1 protein-coding gene is annotated in these 521 nt (G+C 62.8%); it reads left to right on the top strand.

Annotated elements, in window-relative coordinates; genetic code table 11:
- On the top strand, window positions 1-521 hold a 521-nt coding region (locus tag LA04_RS00455), incomplete at both ends, for a flagellar hook-length control protein FliK (RefSeq protein WP_047650052.1).

The raw sequence follows: 521 nt of genomic DNA, 5'->3' as shown, positions 1-521 counted from the left end.
CGCCTGCTACACCGGCCGTGGCCGCGTCGGCAGAAAAGCAGGAGCTCGCCAGTTCGTCCTCTTCATCATCACCAACGGCCACCCTGGCCCCTATTATGTCCAGCCATGCGACCAGTCAGACGGCCGCCACCGTCGCCTCCGCGCCGGTGTTAAGCCAGCCTCTGGGGACCCACGAATGGCAGCAGTCCCTGAGCCAGCACATCACCCTGTTCACTAAGCAGGGCCAGCAGACGGCAGAGCTGCGCCTGGTTATCATCCAGCTTAAGCGAAATTTGCACCTGACCCAGATCTTCCGGGTGCAGGCGCAGCTGCAGATGGTCTCTGCGCACAGCCATGTTCGTGCGGCACTGGAAGCCGCGCTGCCGGTACTGCGGACCTCACTGGCGGAAAACGGCATTCAGCTTGCCCAGAGCAGCGTCAGCAGCGAGAGCTTCGCCGGGCAGCAGCAGTCCTCATCCCAGCAGCAGCACCAGGCTTCGCGTTCCGGCAACACCGGCAGTTTTAATGAAGAGAGCGATGAG

The organism is Enterobacter sp. UCD-UG_FMILLET (assembly GCF_000762975.1).
GTDB classification, from domain to species: Bacteria; Pseudomonadota; Gammaproteobacteria; order Enterobacterales; family Enterobacteriaceae; genus Enterobacter; species Enterobacter dykesii.
Note: the sequence above shows the minus strand (reverse complement) of the source record. Positions and strands in the feature narration are given on the sequence as shown.